The organism is Lachnospira pectinoschiza, assembly GCF_020564355.1.
Classification (GTDB): Bacteria; Bacillota; Clostridia; order Lachnospirales; family Lachnospiraceae; genus Lachnospira; species Lachnospira intestinalis.
Map to the genome: position 1 here is coordinate 1 of NZ_JAJCRR010000013.1, position 691 is coordinate 691.

Consider the following 691-nt stretch of genomic DNA (forward strand, 5'->3'; position numbering starts at 1 on the left):
GAAAGAAGGAGCCGCCGAAGGCAGGTCTGATAACTGGGGTGAAGTCGTAACAAGGTAGCCGTATCGGAAGGTGCGGCTGGATCACCTCCTTTCTAAGGAAGAAAAAGTAGGGGTTGTTTTACTGTTGAGTTATCAATAAGATAGCAAAGAAATGAGTATGTGCGTTCGTAAGTGTGCCTCGAAGCGAAGCTTCTCGGTCGCGACTGCGTCGCTTATACATACAAAAAGCAATATGTTTAGGAAAGCAAGCTTTCCACACACATTACTTTTTGCATGTGCACTTACTTTGTTTCACGAAAGTTCTGGTGGCGATGCGCTTAGGGGACACACCCGTTCACATCCCGAACACGATGGTTAAGCCTTAAGCGGCCGATGATACTATACTGGAGACGGTATGGGAAAGCAGGTGGCTGCCAGATTATTAAAAAAATAACTTTTAAGAAAAACAAGTAAAAGTCTTAAAGGTTTACATAAACGCCTGACCGGCGATGAGATAGCAGAAAAGATAAAAGATTTCTGTTACCTGATGACTGGTCAGACAGTCACGCAGAGTAAAATCTGTGCCTGTTCTTTGAAAACTGCATATTAAAATATCTAATAAACATATCAATGTTTAGACATCCGAGGTGCGGTAACGAAAGTTACCAAACCAAGAAACAAACCGAAGCAAACGAAAGTTTGCGATTAACGT

2 rRNA genes are annotated in these 691 nt (G+C 42.4%); both read left to right on the forward strand.

The window, feature by feature from the left end:
• Window positions 1-92: ribosomal RNA gene (locus LI288_RS13985) — 16S ribosomal RNA — on the forward strand; the annotation flags it as partial.
• A 209-nt stretch (window positions 93-301) separates the two neighbouring features.
• Window positions 302-419: ribosomal RNA gene (gene rrf / locus LI288_RS13990) — 5S ribosomal RNA — on the forward strand.
• Window positions 420-691 lie beyond the last annotated feature (272 nt).